Here is a 16,734-nt window from a genome sequence, read left to right as displayed (position 1 = left end):
CAGCATTCAATTAGAAATATTGCATCATTACTATTATCCGGACTACAGTCGCGGCAGTTGATTGCTGTGACGGTGGTTCGGCATGAAGATATTTCATCTGGCGGCGATTTGCCTGAGTTTGGCGGCTCCCGCCGCTTCCGCCCAGGAATCCGCCGGTTCCGGCGACCTTCACGGCCGGCCGGTGCTCGGCACCTGGTACGGCGACGAGTATCGCGGCCGGCGCACCGCCAGCGGCGAGGTGTTCGACCCCGACGGCTACACCGCCGCCCACAAGACGCTGCCCTTCGGCACCCTGGTCGAGGTGCGCAACCCCAAGACCGGCGCGGCGGTGGTGGTGCGCATCAACGACCGCGGCCCGTTCGACGGCCCGGTCATCGACCTGGCGCGCGGCGCCGCCTTCGCCATCGGCTTGCGCCAGCAGGGCATGGTCACCCTGCACCCCGTCCAGGATGTGGCGCAGCAGCCGCGCTGAGGGCTATATTCGCCGCTCGTGATATTAAAGACGGAGCGGGCGGATGAGCACCCAGGACTGGCCGGATCTGGCCAAGGAATTGTCGGCGCTGGTGGGCCAGGTGCGCGGCGGCATCCCCGAGGTGATGAAGGGTTTCTCGGCCATGGCCAAGGCGGCCGGGGCCGATGGGGTGCTGGACGCCAAGACCAAGGAACTGGTGGCGCTGGGCATCTCCATCGCGGTGCGCTGCGACGGCTGCATCGCCTTCCACACCCGCTCGGCCCGCGACCTCAAGGCGACGCGGGAGGAGATCCTCGAGGTGATCGGCATGGCCATCTACATGGGCGGCGGCCCGTCGCTGATGTACGCCGCTTTGGCGCTGGAGGCCTACGACCAGCACATGGCGGCCAAGCCGGCGGAATAGGGGGCCGGGGAGCATCCTTCGAGACGAGCGCTTCGCGCTCTCCTCAGGATGGGGCTGGTCCCTCATGCTGAGGAGGCCGCCGAGGGCGGCCGTCTCGAAGCATCCGCTTCGGCCTTAGAGCGCGATGACATTAGGTCGGCGCACGGGGTACGCCGACCTAATGTCTGAATCGCACTTTAATTTATTGATTTAGAGGCGGATTCAGCTATCAGGTTGGATCGCCCCGCGATTCAACCTGATAGCATCCGGCTCTAAGGCCGGATGTAGGCGTATCCCATGGTTTCCAGCCGCGCCACCTCGGCGACGCCGGCCGGCACGATGTCGGCCTTGTCCACGTCGAACAGGTCCTTGTCGGGGTCGAGCTTGCGCGCCTTCAGGGTGTTGTTGCAGACCAGGAACTTGACCTTCTGCTCCTTCAGGTTGATCACCTTGGCCTGCAGGTTCACGTTGTCCTTGGCGCTCTTCAGCAGGTTGATGCCATCGGCGAACAGCACGAATTCGAGGTCGATGTTCTCCTTGCCCACCGCGTTGACGTGGTTCTGGGCATAGGTCAGCGCCTGCATGTAGGCCTGGTCCTTGTCGCCGCCCGGCTGGTTCAGCTGGTAAACGACCTTCTGGGTGCCGTAATGGGAATTGCCGCCCTGGGCGCAGGCGCCAAGCAGGACGGCGGCGGCGAGTGCCGCGACGGAAGCGATCTTCATGGGTGGTCCTCCCGGTGAGAGCAGTCTCTTTTTTGGAAGGACTCTAACACCGGCGAGGGCCGGCGACCAATCCTACGATCGTCGTGCCAGCGCCCTCCAGGCGATGTCGCGGCGGCAGAAGCCGTCCGGCCAGTCGAGGGCATCGACGGCGCGGTAGGCGCGGGTCCGGGCCTCCTCGACGCTGGGGCCGATGGCGGTGATTCCCAGCACGCGGCCGCCGGTGGCGATCACCTCGCCGGCCGCGTTGCGCGCGGTGCCGGCGTGCAGCACGGTCACCCCCTCGACCGCGTTGGCCGCCGCCAGGCCGCGGATCACCGTGTTCTTCTTGTAGCTGCCGGGATAGCCGGCGGCGGCCATCACCACCACCAGGGCGCACTCGTCGCGCCAGTCCAGCGACACCTCGGCCAGGCGGCCCTCGGCGGCGGCCAGCAGCACCGGCAGCAGGTCCGAGTCCATGCGGGCCATCAGCACCTGGCATTCGGGGTCGCCGAAGCGGACGTTGAACTCCAGCAGCTTCGGGCCGTCCTTGGTGAACATCAGCCCGGCGAACAGCACGCCGGTGAAGGGCGCGCCCTGCTCCGCCATGGTGCGCACCGCCGGCAGGATGCAGCGCTCGAACACCTCGCGCTCGCGGTCAGGGGTCACCACCGGGGCGGGGGAATAGGCGCCCATGCCGCCGGTATTGGGGCCGGTATCGCCGTCGCCCACCCGCTTGTGGTCCTGGGCGGCGACCAGCGGCAGCGCGGTCTTGCCGTCGCACAGGGCGAAGAAGCTGGCCTCCTCGCCGTCCAGGAATTCCTCGATCACCAGTTCGTCGCCGGCGGCGCCGAACACCTTGGCGCCCATCATGTCGTCGATGGCCTTCAACGCCTCGTCCAGGGTCATGGCCACCACCACGCCCTTGCCGGCGGCCAGGCCGTCGGTCTTGACCACGATGGGGGCGCCCTTCTCGCGCACGAAGGCCTTGGCGGCGTCCATGTCGGTGAAGCGGCGATACCAGGCGGTGGGGATGCCTGCCTTGGCGACCACGTCCTTCATGAAGCCCTTCGAGCCCTCCAGCCGGGCCGCCGCCTCCGAGGGGCCGAACACCTTGATGCCGGCCGCCTTGAGCCGGTCGGCCAGGCCCAGGCAGAGCGGCCCCTCGGGTCCCACCACCACCAGATCGACCGCCGTGTCGCGGGCGAAGGCGACCATGCCGGCCACGTCCTCGGCCGCCACCGCGACGCATTCGGCCACATCGGCGATGCCGGCATTGCCGGGGGCGCAATACAGCTTGGACAGCAGGGGCGACTGGGCCAGCTTCCAGCACAGCGCATGCTCGCGGCCACCGCCGCCCACCACCAGCACCTTCATGACCGCCTCCGTTGCCGTATGATACGGACCCCGAATGATCCATTCGGGGTCCCAGGCCCTCGTCGGGCGCGCGCCTCCGCGCGCTTGGCCGCGCCCGCAATGGGCGGGTTTTACCATGGCTGCCGGGGTTTGCAATCGGGCGGCGGCCGCGCCATCATCGGGCCATGACCCAGCCCGCCACCAACGTCCCCGAATTCTCCGTCGGCGAACTCTCCAACGCGCTCAAGCGCACGGTGGAGGACACCTTCCAGTTCGTCCGCGTGCGCGGCGAGATTTCCGGCTTCAAGCGCCATTCCTCGGGGCACCTGTATTTCGCGCTGAAGGATGCCGAGGCGGTGCTGGACGCGGTGTGCTGGCGCGGGCAGGCGCAGCGGCTGGGCATGAGCCCGGAAGACGGCATGGAGGTGGTGGCCACCGGGCGGCTGACCACCTATCCCGGGCGCTCGAAATACCAGATGGTGGTCGAGCGCATGGAGCTGGCCGGCCAGGGCGCGCTGCTGAAGCTGCTGGAGGACAGGAAGCGCAAGCTGGCCGCCGAGGGGCTGTTCGACGCCGCCCGCAAGCGCCCGATCCCGTTCCTGCCCGCGGTGATCGGCGTCGTCACCTCGCCCACCGGGGCGGTGATCCGCGACATCCTGCACCGTCTGGCCGACCGCTTCCCGCGCCGGGTGCTGCTGTGGCCGGTGGCGGTGCAGGGCGAGGGCGCCGCCGCCCAGGTGGCCGCCGCCATCGCCGGGTTCAACGCGCTGGAGCCGGGTGGCGCGGTGCCGCGCCCCGATCTGCTGATCGTCGCCAGGGGCGGCGGCTCGGTCGAGGATCTGTGGGCCTTCAACGAGGAGGTGGTGGTGCGCGCCGCCGCCGCCTCGGCCATTCCGCTGATCAGCGCGGTCGGGCACGAGACCGACACCACCCTGATCGACTACGCCTCCGACCTGCGCGCCCCCACCCCCACGGCGGCGGCCGAGAAGGCGGTGCCGGTGCGGGCCGAGCTGATGGCCGCCGTCGCCGATTGCGGCGCCCGTTTGGCCGGGGCGCTGCTGCGCGGCATCGAGGATCGCCGCGCCCGGGTGCAGCACCTGGCCCGCGCTTTGCCCAATCCGCGCCGCACCATCGAGGAGTGCGCCCAGCGCCTGGACGATCGCGGCGAGCGGCTGGACAACGCCCTGCCGGCGCTGCTGGAGCGCCAGGCCGCCCGGCTGGAGGCGTCGGCGGCGCGGCTGAAGCACCCGCGCGAGGTGCTGTCGGACGCCAATCACCGCCTCGCCGCGATCGCCACCCGCCTGGACCATGCGGTGAAGACGGCGCTGGCGGCGGAAACCGGGCGCATCGACAAGGCCCGCCTGCGTCTCGACCAGGCCTCGGGACGCCTCGCCCCGGCCATGGCCCGCGATCTCGCCGACCGCGCCCGCATCCTCGATCAGGCCGGCAAGCTGCTGGACAGCGTCTCGTACCGCAAGGTACTGGAACGCGGCTACGCGGTGGTGCGCGACGCCGCCGGCGCCGTGGTTTCCGCCGCCGACGCCCAGGCCGGCGCCGCCTGGGCGGTGGAGTTCAAGGACGGCCGCGTCGAGGTGGCGGTGGGCGCCGGCCATCCCAAGCCGGGACGCCCACGCAAGGAGGACGGCCGCCAGGGGAGCCTGCTGTAGCCCGTCCGGTGGCCTACTTGCCCTTTCGCACTTGCGTGATATGATTCGCCCTTAACCCTTTCGGCGAGGCGCGGCTTGATCCTTCGTCACCGGCCAAAGCGGTCCGCATGCTGATCGCGTCGGCGCTGCTGGTCCTGCTGATGCTGTTCGCCTTCGCGGTGGTGGCGGGACGGCGGGACTGGTCCCACGGCATCGTCTATGCCGGCTGCTTCGTCGCCTCGATGGCGCTGCTGTCGGCCGGGATCGAGCATCTCGGCCACCGGGATTCGGCGCCGTCGGTGGTGCTGCCCTTCGGCCTGCCGTGGCTGAAGGCCCATTTCCGCATCGACAACCTGTCGGCCTTCTTCATGCTGGTGGTCAACCTGTCGGCGGCGGCGGCCTCGGCCTTCGCGGTGGGCTATTCCGAGCACCTGCCCGAGCGGGCCCGCGTCACCCCCTTCTATCCCCTGTTCCTGTTCGGCATGAACGCGGTGCTGGTGGCCGACGACGCCTTCGTGTTCCTGGTCGCCTGGGAGTTCATGTCGCTGGCCTCGTGGCTGCTGGTCCTGTCCGACCACGAGAAGGCCGAGAACCGCAAGGCCGGCATGGTCTATCTCACCATGGCGGCGTTCGGCACCTTCTGCCTGCTGCCCTGCTTCGGCCTGCTGGCCGGGCCGGGCGGCGACTACACCTTCGCCGCCATGCGCCTGAAGGAACTGGGCGAGGTGCCGGGGGCGCTGGTGATCCTGCTGGTGGTGCTGGGCACCGGCTCCAAGGCCGGGCTGGTGCCGCTGCACGCCTGGCTGCCGCTGGCCCATCCGGCGGCGCCCAGCCACGTCTCGGCGCTGATGAGCGGGGTGATGACCAAGGTCGCCCTCTACGGCATGGTGCGCGTGCTGTTCGACCTGCACGGCGAGGTCGGCTGGCAGTGGGGCGCCGGCATCATGGTGGCGGGCGGCATCACCGCGGTGATGGGGGTGCTGTACGCGGTGATGCAGGACGACATGAAGCGGCTGCTGGCCTATTCGACGGTCGAGAACATCGGCGTCGTGGTCATCGGGCTGGGTCTGGCCATCGCCTTCAAGGCCGACGGCGAGCGCAACCTGGCGGCCCTGGCGCTGGTCGCCGCCCTCTACCACGTGCTCAACCATTCCATCTTCAAGACCCTGCTGTTCATGGGCGCCGGCGCCGTGATGAGCGCCACCGGCGAGCGCTCGCTGGGGGCGCTGGGCGGTCTGCTGAAGCGCATGCCGTGGACCGGGGCGGCGTTCCTGGTGGGCGCCGCCGCCATTTCGGCGCTGCCGCCGCTCAACGGTTTCGTGTCCGAATGGCTGGTGCTGCAGGCGCTGTTCAAGGGGCCGGCCATGCCGCACTGGGCCATGAAGTTCGGGGTGCCGGTGGTCGGCGCCTTCCTCGCCTTGGCCGCGGCGCTGGCCGCCACCTGCTTCGTGCGCGCCTACGGCATCGCCTTCCTCGGCCGGCCGCGCTCGGCCGCCGCCGCCCGGGCGGTCGATGTCAGCTTCGGCATGAAGGGCGCCATGGCGGTGCTGGCGGCGCTGTGCGTGTTCCTGGGGGTGGTGCCGGTGACGGTGACCAACGCGCTGTCGCACGTGGTCGAGCCGCTGACCGGGGTGTCCTTCGCGGTCTCGGCCGATCTCGGCTGGCCGTGGCTGTCGCCGGTGTCCTCGACCCGCGGCTCCTATTCGGCGACGGTGCTGGTGATGGTCGGGCTGGCCATGTTCGGTGCCGCCATCGTGCTGGTCCACCGCATCGGCACCCGCGCCATCCGCGCCGCCGACGCCTGGGATTGCGGCCATGCCGAGGACATCCCCGAGACCCAGTACACCGCCCAGTCCTTCGCCCAGCCGCTGCGGCGCGCCTTCGGCGCCACCATCTTCCGCGCCCGCGAGACGGTGGAGATGCCCGAGCCCGGCGACGATTCGCCGGCCCGCCACCGCGTCCACATGATCGATCCGGTGTGGACCTATCTGTACGAGGGCATCGGCAAGGCGGTGGACGCCCTCGCCGATCTGGTCAACCGGCTGCAATACCTGACGGTGCGCGGCTACCTGCTGATGATGTTCGGCACGCTGGTGCTGTTCCTGCTGGTCGTCGCCGCGAGGCAGCCATGAATTCGGTGATCTGGCAGCTGGTGCAGATCGTGCTGGTGGTGGCGACGGCGCCGCTGGTGACCGGCTATGTCCGCTGGGTCAAGGCACGCCTGCAGGGCCGGCGCGGGCCGGCGCCGTGGCAGCCCTACCGCGACCTCTACCGCCTGCTGCAGAAGGAGGCCATCGTCGCCCATTCGGCGTCGTGGATCTTCCGCACCGCGCCCTATGTCACCTTTGCCTCGGTGTGGCTGGCCGCCGCCATGGTGCCGACCTTCACCACCAACATGTTCCTGGCCCCGGCCGCCGACCTGATCGCCCTGGTGGCGCTGCTGGCGGTGGGGCGGTTCTGGACGGCGCTGGCCGGCATGGATGTGGGCACCGCCTTCGGCGGCCTGGGGGCCAGCCGCGAGATGCTGATCGCCAGCCTGGCCGAGCCGGCCATGCTGATGGTGTCGTTCTCGCTGTCGCTGGTCTCGGGCACCACCGCGCCGGCCCAGATCGTCGCCTTCGTGCTGTCGGGCAACGTCGGCATCGAGGTCAGCCTGGGCCTGGCCATGGCCGCCCTGGTGATGGTGGCCATCGCCGAGAACGGCCGCATCCCCATCGACAACCCGGCCACCCACCTGGAGCTGACCATGGTCCACGAGGCCATGGTGCTGGAATATTCCGGCCGTCACCTGGCGATGATCGAGGTGGCGGCCATGGTCCGCCTGACCCTGTTCATCGCCCTGATCGGCTGCCTGTTCGCCCCCTGGGGCATGGCCCAGCCGGGCGGCGGGCCGGTGGGGATCATGGTCGGCATGGGCGCCTTCGTCGCCAAGTCCTTCGTGCTGGCCACCGCCCTGGCGTGGTTCGAGACCGCCATCGCCAAGATGCGGGTGTTCCGCTACGCCGATTTCCTGGGCGGCGCGCTGCTGCTGGGCCTGCTGGCGACCATCTTCCTTTACGTCTCCGAGGCGGTGTGATGCTGCAGCAATTCTCCTACGACCTCGCCCACCTGATCGGCGCCACGGTGCTGATGGCGGGGTTCGGGATGCTCTACCAGCGCCGCATCTTCGCCGTTCTCAACACCTTCGCCTTCCAAGCCTTCGCCCTGGCCGCCGCCGCCGCCTGGCAGGCGCACGTGCAGCACGCGCCGCACCTCTACGCCACCGCCGCCATCGCGCTGGTGTTCAAGGCCCTGCTGGTGCCCTTCGCCCTGCACTGGCTGGTCGAGCGCTTGGGGATCCACCGTACGGTGGAGACCGCGCTGTCCATCGGCTGGACCATGATCGTCGGGGTGGCGCTGGTGGCGCTGTCGATCCTGCTGGTGCTGCCGGTCACCGCCAAGGCGGCGGCGCTGACCCGCGAGAGCCTGGCCCTGGCCATGAGCGTGGTGCTGCTGGGCATGCTGATGATGATCACCCGGCGCAACGCGGTGACCCAGGTGGTCGGCTTCATGGCGCTGGAGAACGGGCTGATCCTGGCGGCGGTGTCGGCCAAGGGCATGCCGCTGGTGGTCGAGATCTCCATCGCCTTCTCGGTGCTGGTGGCCATGACCCTGTTCGGCATCTTCTTCTTCCGCATCCGCGAGCGCTTCGACACCCTGGACCTGCACTATCTGGAAACCTATCGCGGGGACCGATCATGACCGCGCTGGAGCAGCTGCAGGCGGCCAACCCGCTGTTCTGGATCCTGGGGCTGCCGCTGGGCGCCGCCGGGTTCCTGGCGGTGCTGCCGTCGTGGCGGCTGGCCTCGGTGCTCAACGTCTTCATCTCGGCCGCCACCTTCGCCGCCTCGCTGATGCTGTTCCAGCAGCGCCCGGCGCCCAGCCGGTTGCTGTTCATCGACGACTTCAACATCTACCTGGTGGTGCTGACCGCCTTCGTCGGCTTCACCACCGCGCTGTTCTCGGCCGCCTACATCGCCCGCGAGACCGAGGCCGAGCGCCTGAGCCCGGTGCATCTGCGCTTCTACCACTCCATGTACCAGGCCTTCCTGTTCACCATGCTGCTGGCGCTGACCGCCAACAACACCGGGGTGATGTGGGTGGCGGTCGAGGCGGCGACGCTGACCACCGTGCTGATGGTCAGCCTGTACCGCTCGCGCGAGGCCATCGAGGCGGCGTGGAAATACTTCATCCTGTGCTCGGTGGGCATCGGCCTGGCGCTGTTCGGCACCACCCTGGTCTATCTGGCGGCGCAGCCGGTGATGGGCGACGGCGCCGACGCCATGGCGTGGACGCTGATGATCGGGCGCGCCGCCGAGTTCCAGCCCGACCTGCTGAACCTGGCCTTCGTCTTCGTGCTGGTGGGCTACGGCACCAAGGTCGGCCTGGCGCCGCTGCATGCCTGGCTGCCCGACGCCCATGCCGAGGGCCCCACCCCCATCTCGGCGGTGCTGTCGGGCCTGCTGCTGAACGTCGCCCTTTACGCCCTGCTGCGCTTCAAGATGCTGATCTCGGCCAACGGCCAGACTTTGCCGGCGGGGCCGCAGATGATCATGATGGGGCTGTCGTCGCTGTTCCTGGCCGCCTTCATGCTGTACCGGCGCGGCGACATCAAGCGGCTGTTCGCCTATTCCTCCATCGAGCACATGGGCATCGTCACCTTCGCCTTCGGCATCGGCGGGCCGCTGGCCAATTTCGCCGGCCTGCTGCACATGACCATGCACTCGCTGACCAAGTCGGCCATCTTCTTCGCCGTCGGCGTCATCACCCAGAACACCGGCACCAAGCGCCTCGCCGAGATCCGCGGCCTCACCGTCAGCCATCCGGTGCTGGGCTGGGGCCTGGTGGTGGCGGTGCTGGCCATCGCCGGCATGCCGCCCATGGGCGTGTTCATGAGCGAGTTCCTGGTGGTCAGCAGCACCTTCGCCACCCAGCCGCTGCTGGCGGTGCCGCTGATTCTCGGTCTGCTGCTGGCCTTCGCCGCCCTGGTCACCCGGCTGCAGGGGCTGGCCTTCGGCACCCCGGCCGCCACCCGGGGCTACGGCCGGGCCGGCTGGCTGTCGACGACGCTGGCCTATGTGCCGCTGTGGGTCCATCTGGCGCTGGTGGTGGTGGCCGGGCTGTGGCTGCCGCGGCCGCTGGTGGAATGGTTCGAGACCGTGGCGCGGATGCTGGGGTGACGCCGAGATGATGGGCAACGTCACATTGCTGGAGTTCCTGTCGGGCGGGCGCGAGGTGCCCGGCCACAAGCCGTGGCCGCGCTATCAGCTGGACGCGCGCGGCTGGCGGGCGCTGGTCGAGCAGATGACGGTGTCCAACTGGGAGGTGCTGGCCGAATGGGGCGAGCCGGCCGAGGTGCACGTCCTGCTGCGCGGCGAGGATTCGGGCGCCATCGCCGTGGTGTCGCATCCCTGTCCCGACGGCAAGTTCTTCGCGCTGGGGCGGGTGCGACCCTCGGCCATCCGGCTGGAGCGCGCCATCCGCGACCTGTGGGGCCTGGTGCCCGAGGGGCTGGAGGACCAGCGCCCGTGGCTCGACCACGGCCGCTGGGGCGTGCGCCATCCGCTGGGCAAGCCGCGCCAGTACGACGGCGAGCCCTACACCTACCGCTTCCTCACCGCCGAGGGCGACGGGCTGCACCAGATTCCGGTGGGGCCGGTCCATGCCGGGGTGATCGAGCCCGGCCATTTCCGCTTCCACTGCCAGGGCGAGACGGTGGTCCGCCTTGAGGAACGCCTGGGCTACGTCCACAAGGGCATCGCCGGGCTGGTGGCCGGCCGCCCGGTGGCCGACGCCGCCCGCATCGTCGCCCGGGTGTCGGGCGATTCCACCGTCGCCTATTCCCTGGCCTTCGCCCGCGCCGTCGAGGCCGCTTTGGGCATCGAGCCGCCGCCGCGGGCGGTGTGGCTGCGCGCCCTGATGGCCGAGTTCGAGCGCATCGCCAACCACGTCTTCGACATCGGCGCCATCTGCAACGACGCCGCCTTCGCCATCATGCTGGGGCACATGGGGGCGCTGCGCGAGAAGCTGCTGCGCGGCAACGATTTGTGCTTCGGCCACCGGCTGCTGATGGACCGGGTGGTGCCGGGCGGCGTCGCCGCCGACCTGTCCGAGGCCGGGCGCGAGGCGCTGGGCCACATGCTCTACGGCGTGCGCAAGGGCTTCGAGCAGGCGGTGGCGCTCTACGACAGCACGCCGTCGCTGCTCGACCGCACCACCGGCACCGGCGTGGTGGGCGGCGCCCTGGTCCATCGCTTCGGCGCCGGCGGCTTCGTCGGCCGCGCCTCGTCGCGGGGCCACGACGCCCGCCGCCTGCCCGGCTACCCGCCCTATGACGAGCTGGATTTCGAGGTGCCGGTGATGGCCGAGGGCGACGTCCACGCCCGCATCATGGTCCGCGTCGCCGAGGTGCGCGCCTCGTTCAAGCTGATCGACCAGATCCTGGCCCAGCTGCCCGACGGTCCGGTGCTGGCGCCGCTGATGCTCAGGGGCGCCGGCGAGGGGGTGGCGGCGGTGGAGAGCTTCCGCGGCGAGGTGATCGTCTGGGTCCGGGTCTCCGAGGCCGGCAAGGTGGTGCGCCTGCACGCCCACGACCCCAGCTGGTTCCAATGGCCGCTGCTGGAGGCCGCCATCGACGGCAACATCGTCGCCGACTTCCCGCTGTGCAACAAGTCGTTCAATTGTTCCTATTCGGGGCATGACCAGTGAAGATTAGTTCACCGCAAAGACACAAAGGGCACGAAGAAGGAATGAGGAAGATTAGTTCTTCTTTTTATTCTTCGTGCTCTTTGTGTCTTTGTGGTGAATTACTTTATTCGAGGAGCTTTCGATGATTCCCCCCATCGCCAAGTTCCTCGCCCGCCACCTGCTGAAGGGCCCGTACACCATGCGCGGCGCCCCCGACCCGGATGCCGACGGGCTGCTCGAGCTGGCCGAGGCGCTGGGGCAGCGGGCGCGGGGACGGCTGGGCCGCAGCCTGGCCATCCGCGAGGTCGATGCCGGCAGCTGCAACGGCTGCGAGCTGGAGATCCACGCCGTCAACAATCCGGTCTACGACCTGGAACGCTTCGGCATCAAGTTCACCGCCTCGCCGCGCCACGCCGACGTGCTGCTGGTGACCGGCCCGGTGACCTGGAACATGGCCGAGGCGCTGATGCGCACCTATGAGGCCACCCCGGCGCCGAAATGGGTGGTGGCCATGGGCGATTGCGCCCGCGACGGCGGCTGCTTCGCCGGGTCCTACGCGGTGGCCGGCGGGGTCTCGGCCATCATCCCGGTCGACCTGCACATCAAGGGCTGCCCGCCGCCGCCCAGGGACATCCTGGCCGGCCTTCTCGCCCTGCTGGAGACGGTTTCGGCGCGGTAGCATAACCCCCCCCCCTGTGACATCCGTCGGACCCGCCCTCCGCGCCCTTGTCCGCCCCAGGTCCGGCGCGCCATCCTGCGCCCCGCCGGCACGGGCCGGCGTTCCGTGACGGGGTGTCGGACATGCGCGCAATGCCGCTGGTGCTGGGTGGGCTGGGAACCGTTGCCGTGATCCTGTGGCTGGCCACCGCCCCGGCCGGCGCGGTGGCACCGTCGCCCGAGGCCGGGGCCGATCTGGCCGCCCGCTGGTGCGCCGGCTGCCATGTGGTCGGGCCATCGGGGGCCGGCACCGATTCCGCGCCCAGCTTCGCCGCCATCGCCGGGCGCCGCGACAGCGCCGAGATCCGCGCCTTCCTGGTCAAGCCCCATGCCCGGCCCATGCGCGGGTTTTCCCTGAGCACGCGCGAGATCGAGGACGTCGCCGCTTATATCGAGACGCTGGAGCAGCGCGCCGAAACCGGGCGGTGAGGGTTACCCGCGCTCCAGCACGGCGCGCAGGTTGACGCCCTTGAGGTCGTCGGTATCGATCACCGAATCGCGGCGGTCGTGGTGGTCGCGCGAGGCCACGCGCACCCGCGCGATGGCGTCGTTCAGGTCGTTCAGCGCCGTCACCATGTCGGGCGAGAAATCGGCCACATCGACGCCGTTGATGTAGGTGGTGAGATCCATGGAATAGGCGTCCAGCATGCGCAGGTGGTCGGCCAGCGAGCGCGGACGCTTGTTGTAGAGCTTGTGGGCGGCGCGGATGTTGGCCAGGAAGATGGCGATCAGGCCGCGGATGAAGGGGTCGCAGGCCGCCAGCTTGCCGTCGAACACCGCCTTGGGCACGCGCACCAGCACGGTGTGGGTGTCGGCTATCGCGGTGGCCATGCGCGGGCTGCCGTCGATCACCGCCATCTCGCCGAAGATGCCGCCCGGCTTGATGCTGCCCAGGCGCACCCTCTCGCCGTCGATCTCCTTGAACACCGCCACCTCGCCGGATTCCACCACATAGGCGGCATCGCCGTTGTCGCCTTGCTCGAAGATGACCTTGCCGGCTTCGATACTGCGGCGGTCGAGAAGCGGGGTCTTGGTCATGGGGGCTCGTCTGGACGCGGCGACGCGCCATTCTTGGCACCTTGCGGGCGGGCTGGCAACCATTCGCGACGGGCCTACGCGGAAGACCCCGGCGTCCCCATATGGCTGGCACCGACATTTCGGGCGTGCCCCTGCCTTGACGCCCCCATCTTGACGCCCTGGGCGGGGCTTCATAGAGTGAATGCTAATGGATGCCGGCGGGCGGTGCCCGCCCGGTGAACGACACGAACGAGGATGCTGGCGATGATGAACGTGACGGATGCGAGCTTCGAGGCCGACGTGCTGAAGGCCGCGGGCCCGGTGCTGGTGGATTTCTGGGCCGAGTGGTGCGGTCCCTGCCGCCAGATCGCTCCGGCGCTGGAGGATCTGGCCCGCGAGATGGGCGACAAGGTCACCGTCGCCAAGATCAACATCGACGACAACCCCGCCACCCCCGGCAAGTACGGCGTGCGCGGCATCCCGACCCTGATGATCTTCAAGAACGGCCAGGTCGCCGCCACCAAGATCGGCGCCCTGCCCAAGAGCAAGCTGTACGAATGGGTCGAGGCCAGCCTGTAGGCTGAACCCGCTTCGGCATGAAAGACCCCGCCTCCGCAAGGGGGCGGGGTTTTTTTACGTCTCCCTCCCCATGGAAGGGGAGGGGAGATGTCTTCACCGCGTCGCCGCCAGCCCTTCCGGCTTGCCCACCACCACCACGCTGAGCCGCGCCGGGTCGAGCAGGCGTTTGGCCACCCGGCGCACGTCGGCGAGGGTCACCGCCTCGATGTAGCCGTTGCGCTTGTCCAGGTAGTCGATGCCCAGATCGTCCAGCTGCATGGCCACCAGCAGGCCGGCGATGGCGGCGGTGGAATCCAGCTGCAGCGGGAACGAGCCGGTGAGATAGGTCTTGGCGTCGGCCAGTTCGGTCTCGCTCGGCCCCTCCTCGCCCATGCGGCGCCACTCGGCGCGGATGAGGTCGAGGGATTCGGCGATGCGGGCGTTCTGGGTGGCGACGCCGCCGACGATCAGTCCGGCGCGGTCGTAGGGCGACAGGTAGGAATAGACGGAATAGGCCAGGCCCCGCTTCTCGCGCACCTGTTCGGTCAGCCGCGACGAGAAGCCGCCGCCGCCCAGGATGTAGTTCATCACATAGGCGGCGTACCAGTCGGGATCGTCGCGCTTCGGCCCCGCCTCGCCGAACATGGCCACGCTCTGCGGGTTGTCCTTCGTCACCACCATCGTGGCGCCGGGCGCCTTGGGCGCGGTCTCGGGCACCGTGATCCCGGGGTGGCGGGCGGGCAGGGCGGCGAAAGTGGAATCCAGCAGCGGCTTCAACTGCTCGGGGGTGATGTCGCCGACCACGCCGATCACCATGCCGTCGCGGGCCAGCCAGGTGCGGGCATAGGCCTTCAGCTCGGCGGTGGTGACGGCCTTCACCGTCTCGGGTTCGCCGCGCACGGCGCTGGCATAGGGGTGGCCGGCGAAGGCCTGGCGGAACCAGGCCCGCGCCGCCACCGCCTCGGGGCTTTGCAGCTCGCGCGCCAGCCCGGCCAGGATCTGGCTGCGGATGCGCTCGACCGGCTCCTTGTCGAAGCGGGCCTGGGTCAGGGCCAGGCGGAACAGCTCGAAGGCGGCGTCGCGGTTCTCGCTCAGGGTCTTGAGGCGGCCGCGGAACTCGTCGCGTCCGGCCTCGAAGCCGAGATCGATGGCGAGGTCCTCCAGGCGGCCCTGGAAGGCCTGGGAATCGTAAGGCCCCGCCCCCTCGTCGAGCAGGCCCGAGACCATGTTGGCCAGCCCGGGCCGCGCCTCCACCGCGGCGCCGCCGCGGAAGGCCACCGACAGGGCGACGATGGGATTGGCGTGGTCCTGCACCAGCCAGGCCTCGATGCCCTTGGGGCTGACCACCCGTTCGACGGTGACGGCGCCGGCGGACAGCGGCCAGGCCGCCAGCAGGGCCAGCAGGACGAGAATGCGGCGCATGTCAGTTCTCCACCGGAGCGGCGGCCGTGGCGATCGGTTTGGGCAGCAGTACGCCGGTGACCGAGGCGCGCTCGTCCAGCACCGCGCGGGCGGCGGCGTTGACCGCCTCGGGGGTGACCTGGGCGATGCGCTGCGGCCACGCCTCGACGTCGGCGACGCTCTGGCCGGTGGTCAGCGCCTCGCCCAGCACCCGGGCGGCGGTGTGCAGGCTGTCGCGGGCATAGACGACGTTGGCCTTCAGGCGGGTCTTGGCCCGTTCGACCTCGGCGGCGCTGATGCCGGCGCCGGTGGCGCGGGCCAGTTCCTTCAGCACCGCCGCCTCCAGCCGGTCCATGGGCACGCCGGGGCGCGGCGTGGCGCCGATGCCGAAGCTGGCCATGTCCAGCGCCGAGGGGTCGTACCAGGCCGAGGCCCCGGCGGCGATGCCCTGCTCGACCACCAGCGCCTTGTACAGCCGGCTGGTGGCGCCGCCGCCCATGATCTCGGCCAGCACCTGAAGGGCATAGGCCTGGGCCTTGTCGGGCGAGGTGTAGCTGGGGGCGATGTAGGTGCGGTTCCAGGATGGCTGCTGCACCCGGGCGTCCTCCAGCACCACCCGGCGGGCGGCCACCTGGGGCGGCTCGGCGGCGCGCAGGCGCGGCGGCACGGTCTCGGGCTTGAGCGGGCCGTAATACTTCTCGGCCAGCGCCTTGACCTCCTCGGGGCGGACGTCGCCGGCCACCACCAGGATGGCGTTGTTGGGGGCGTACCAGCGCCGGTAATAGTCCAGCGCGTCCTCGCGGTTGAGGGCGGCGACTTCCGAGGCCCAGCCGATCACCGGGCGGCGGTAGGGGTGGTTGAGGTAGAGGGCTGCCTCGACCCGCTCGGACAGCAGCGCCGAGGGGCTGTTGTCGGTGCGCGAGCGGCGCTCCTCGAGCACCACGTCGCGCTCGGTGACGACATTCGCCTCATCCAGCGTCAGGTTGCGCATGCGGTCCGCCTCCATCTTCATCACCAGCTCCAGGCGGTCGGCGGCGATGTTCTGGAAATAGGCGGTGTAGTCGGACGAGGTGAAGGCGTTGTCGCGGCCGCCGTTCCTGGCCACGATCTTCGAGAAGGCGCCGGGCGGGACCTCGGGCGTGCCCTTGAACATCAGATGCTCGAGCAGGTGGGCGATGCCGCTCTTGCCCGGCGGCTCGTCGGCGGCGCCGACCCGGTACCACACCATGTGGCTGACGATGGGGGCCCGGTGGTTTTCGACCACCACCACCTGCAGGCCGTTGCCCAGGGTATGGGTGGTGGGGTTGAACACCTGGGCGGCGGCCGGTCCGGAAACGACGGGGACCAGCGCCAGCAGGGCGACAGCGAACACGCGGATGAACATGCCTCCTCCGATCAACCCGGAAACGCCATCGGGATATAGGCCCGGGGCGCAGAGACCACAAGGCCGCGACTTCAGTCCCGGAGAGGCGTGGCGGGGCGGGCGGCGGCAACCTGGTCGGCGCTGTCGAAGGACATCAGCACCTCGCCGGTGCGGACGTCGATGCAGCGGAAGGCCAGGCGGCGGCTGGTGTCGGTGGGGACCCACAACAACTCGGTCATGCCGCTGCGGGCGATCCCGGCCATCACCGGGGCGGCCCGCTCGCACTGGGCGACGGTGTCGAAGGGCTGAGGGCTGGCGCTGTAGCTGCACAGCGGGCCCAGGCAGGCGACCACGAAGGCTGTAATGGGCATGGCGCACCTCGCTCGGCTGTAAACGAT

Annotated in this window: 17 protein-coding genes; 11 read left to right on the top strand and 6 right to left on the bottom strand. The window is 69.8% G+C overall.

Annotated elements, in window-relative coordinates:
* The first annotated feature begins 82 nt into the window (after nt 1-82).
* A complete protein-coding gene (locus MTBUT4_RS17190) occupies nt 83-472 on the top strand; it encodes a septal ring lytic transglycosylase RlpA family protein (RefSeq protein WP_173980926.1) in 390 nt (129 codons plus the stop codon).
* Nucleotides 473-515: 43 nt separating this feature from the next.
* Nucleotides 516-875 carry a carboxymuconolactone decarboxylase family protein gene (locus MTBUT4_RS17185; protein WP_173980925.1) on the top strand — a complete coding sequence of 120 codons (360 nt, stop codon included), beginning with the start codon at nt 516-518 and terminating at the stop codon, nt 873-875.
* 251 nt (nt 876-1,126) lie between these two features.
* On the opposite strand, the gene MTBUT4_RS17180 is transcribed toward MTBUT4_RS17185, so the two are convergent.
* Both MTBUT4_RS17180 and purD read right to left on the bottom strand, forming a co-directional pair.
* Entirely contained in the window at nt 1,127-1,576 is a 450-nt protein-coding gene (locus tag MTBUT4_RS17180) for a DsrE family protein (RefSeq protein WP_173980924.1), read from the bottom strand.
* A 72-nt stretch (nt 1,577-1,648) separates the two neighbouring features.
* Nucleotides 1,649-2,929 carry a phosphoribosylamine--glycine ligase gene (purD, locus tag MTBUT4_RS17175; RefSeq protein WP_173980923.1) on the bottom strand — a complete coding sequence of 427 codons (1,281 nt, stop codon included), beginning with the start codon at nt 2,927-2,929 and terminating at the stop codon, nt 1,649-1,651.
* A 164-nt stretch (nt 2,930-3,093) separates the two neighbouring features.
* Here purD and xseA point away from each other — a divergent pair, with 164 nt between their 5' ends.
* The 8 genes from xseA (at nt 3,094) to MTBUT4_RS17135 (ending at nt 12,426) form a co-directional block, all read left to right on the top strand.
* The gene (gene xseA / locus MTBUT4_RS17170) at nt 3,094-4,575 is read left to right on the top strand and encodes an exodeoxyribonuclease VII large subunit (protein ID WP_173980922.1); all 1,482 of its coding nucleotides are present in this window, start codon (nt 3,094-3,096) and stop codon (nt 4,573-4,575) included.
* A 107-nt stretch (nt 4,576-4,682) separates the two neighbouring features.
* Nucleotides 4,683-6,686: a hydrogenase 4 subunit B gene (gene hyfB, locus MTBUT4_RS17165; RefSeq protein ID WP_173980921.1), complete on the top strand. Its 2,004-nt coding sequence runs from the start codon at nt 4,683-4,685 to the stop codon at nt 6,684-6,686.
* A complete protein-coding gene (locus tag MTBUT4_RS17160) occupies nt 6,683-7,630 on the top strand; it encodes a respiratory chain complex I subunit 1 family protein (RefSeq protein ID WP_173980920.1) in 948 nt (315 codons plus the stop codon). Before hyfB ends, MTBUT4_RS17160 begins: the two co-directional genes overlap by 4 nt.
* Nucleotides 7,630-8,295, top strand: coding sequence for a hydrogenase-4 component E (locus MTBUT4_RS17155; RefSeq protein WP_173980919.1), 666 nt, complete (start codon nt 7,630-7,632; stop codon nt 8,293-8,295). The genes MTBUT4_RS17160 and MTBUT4_RS17155 overlap by 1 nt, the downstream gene beginning before the upstream one ends.
* The gene (locus MTBUT4_RS17150) at nt 8,292-9,773 is read left to right on the top strand and encodes a hydrogenase 4 subunit F (protein WP_173980918.1); all 1,482 of its coding nucleotides are present in this window, start codon (nt 8,292-8,294) and stop codon (nt 9,771-9,773) included. Before MTBUT4_RS17155 ends, MTBUT4_RS17150 begins: the two co-directional genes overlap by 4 nt.
* A 10-nt stretch (nt 9,774-9,783) precedes the next feature.
* Entirely contained in the window at nt 9,784-11,301 is a 1,518-nt protein-coding gene (locus MTBUT4_RS17145) for a nickel-dependent hydrogenase large subunit (RefSeq protein ID WP_173980954.1), read from the top strand.
* Nucleotides 11,302-11,422: 121 nt separating this feature from the next.
* On the top strand, nt 11,423-11,959 hold the full coding sequence (locus MTBUT4_RS17140; RefSeq protein WP_173980917.1) for an NADH-quinone oxidoreductase subunit B family protein: 537 nt from the start codon (nt 11,423-11,425) through the stop codon (nt 11,957-11,959).
* Between the two features lie 122 nt (nt 11,960-12,081).
* Complete coding sequence (locus MTBUT4_RS17135) at nt 12,082-12,426, top strand: cytochrome c (protein ID WP_173980916.1); 345 nt, start codon at nt 12,082-12,084, stop codon at nt 12,424-12,426.
* A gap of 3 nt (nt 12,427-12,429) precedes the next feature.
* On the opposite strand, the gene MTBUT4_RS17130 is transcribed toward MTBUT4_RS17135, so the two are convergent.
* Nucleotides 12,430-13,035 carry a cyclic nucleotide-binding domain-containing protein gene (locus tag MTBUT4_RS17130; RefSeq protein WP_254434905.1) on the bottom strand — a complete coding sequence of 202 codons (606 nt, stop codon included), beginning with the start codon at nt 13,033-13,035 and terminating at the stop codon, nt 12,430-12,432.
* 243 nt (nt 13,036-13,278) lie between these two features.
* Between MTBUT4_RS17130 and trxA the strand changes: the two genes are divergently transcribed.
* On the top strand, nt 13,279-13,593 hold the full coding sequence (trxA, locus tag MTBUT4_RS17125; RefSeq protein WP_173980914.1) for a thioredoxin TrxA: 315 nt from the start codon (nt 13,279-13,281) through the stop codon (nt 13,591-13,593).
* A gap of 93 nt (nt 13,594-13,686) precedes the next feature.
* Here trxA and MTBUT4_RS17120 read toward each other — a convergent pair whose 3' ends face one another.
* From MTBUT4_RS17120 to MTBUT4_RS17110, 3 genes are all read right to left on the bottom strand, one after another.
* A complete protein-coding gene (locus MTBUT4_RS17120) occupies nt 13,687-14,994 on the bottom strand; it encodes a pitrilysin family protein (protein WP_173980913.1) in 1,308 nt (435 codons plus the stop codon).
* 1 nt (nt 14,995) lies between these two features.
* Complete coding sequence (locus MTBUT4_RS17115) at nt 14,996-16,357, bottom strand: pitrilysin family protein (RefSeq protein WP_173980912.1); 1,362 nt, start codon at nt 16,355-16,357, stop codon at nt 14,996-14,998.
* Nucleotides 16,358-16,428: 71 nt separating this feature from the next.
* Nucleotides 16,429-16,707 (bottom strand): hypothetical protein, encoded by a 279-nt coding sequence (locus tag MTBUT4_RS17110; protein WP_173980911.1) that lies wholly within the window; start codon nt 16,705-16,707, stop codon nt 16,429-16,431.
* Nucleotides 16,708-16,734: the final 27 nt, after the last annotated feature.

Source organism: Magnetospirillum sp. UT-4 (assembly GCF_902729435.1).
GTDB lineage: Bacteria > Pseudomonadota > Alphaproteobacteria > Rhodospirillales > Magnetospirillaceae > Magnetospirillum.
This window is presented reverse-complemented; position numbering and strand designations above follow the sequence as displayed.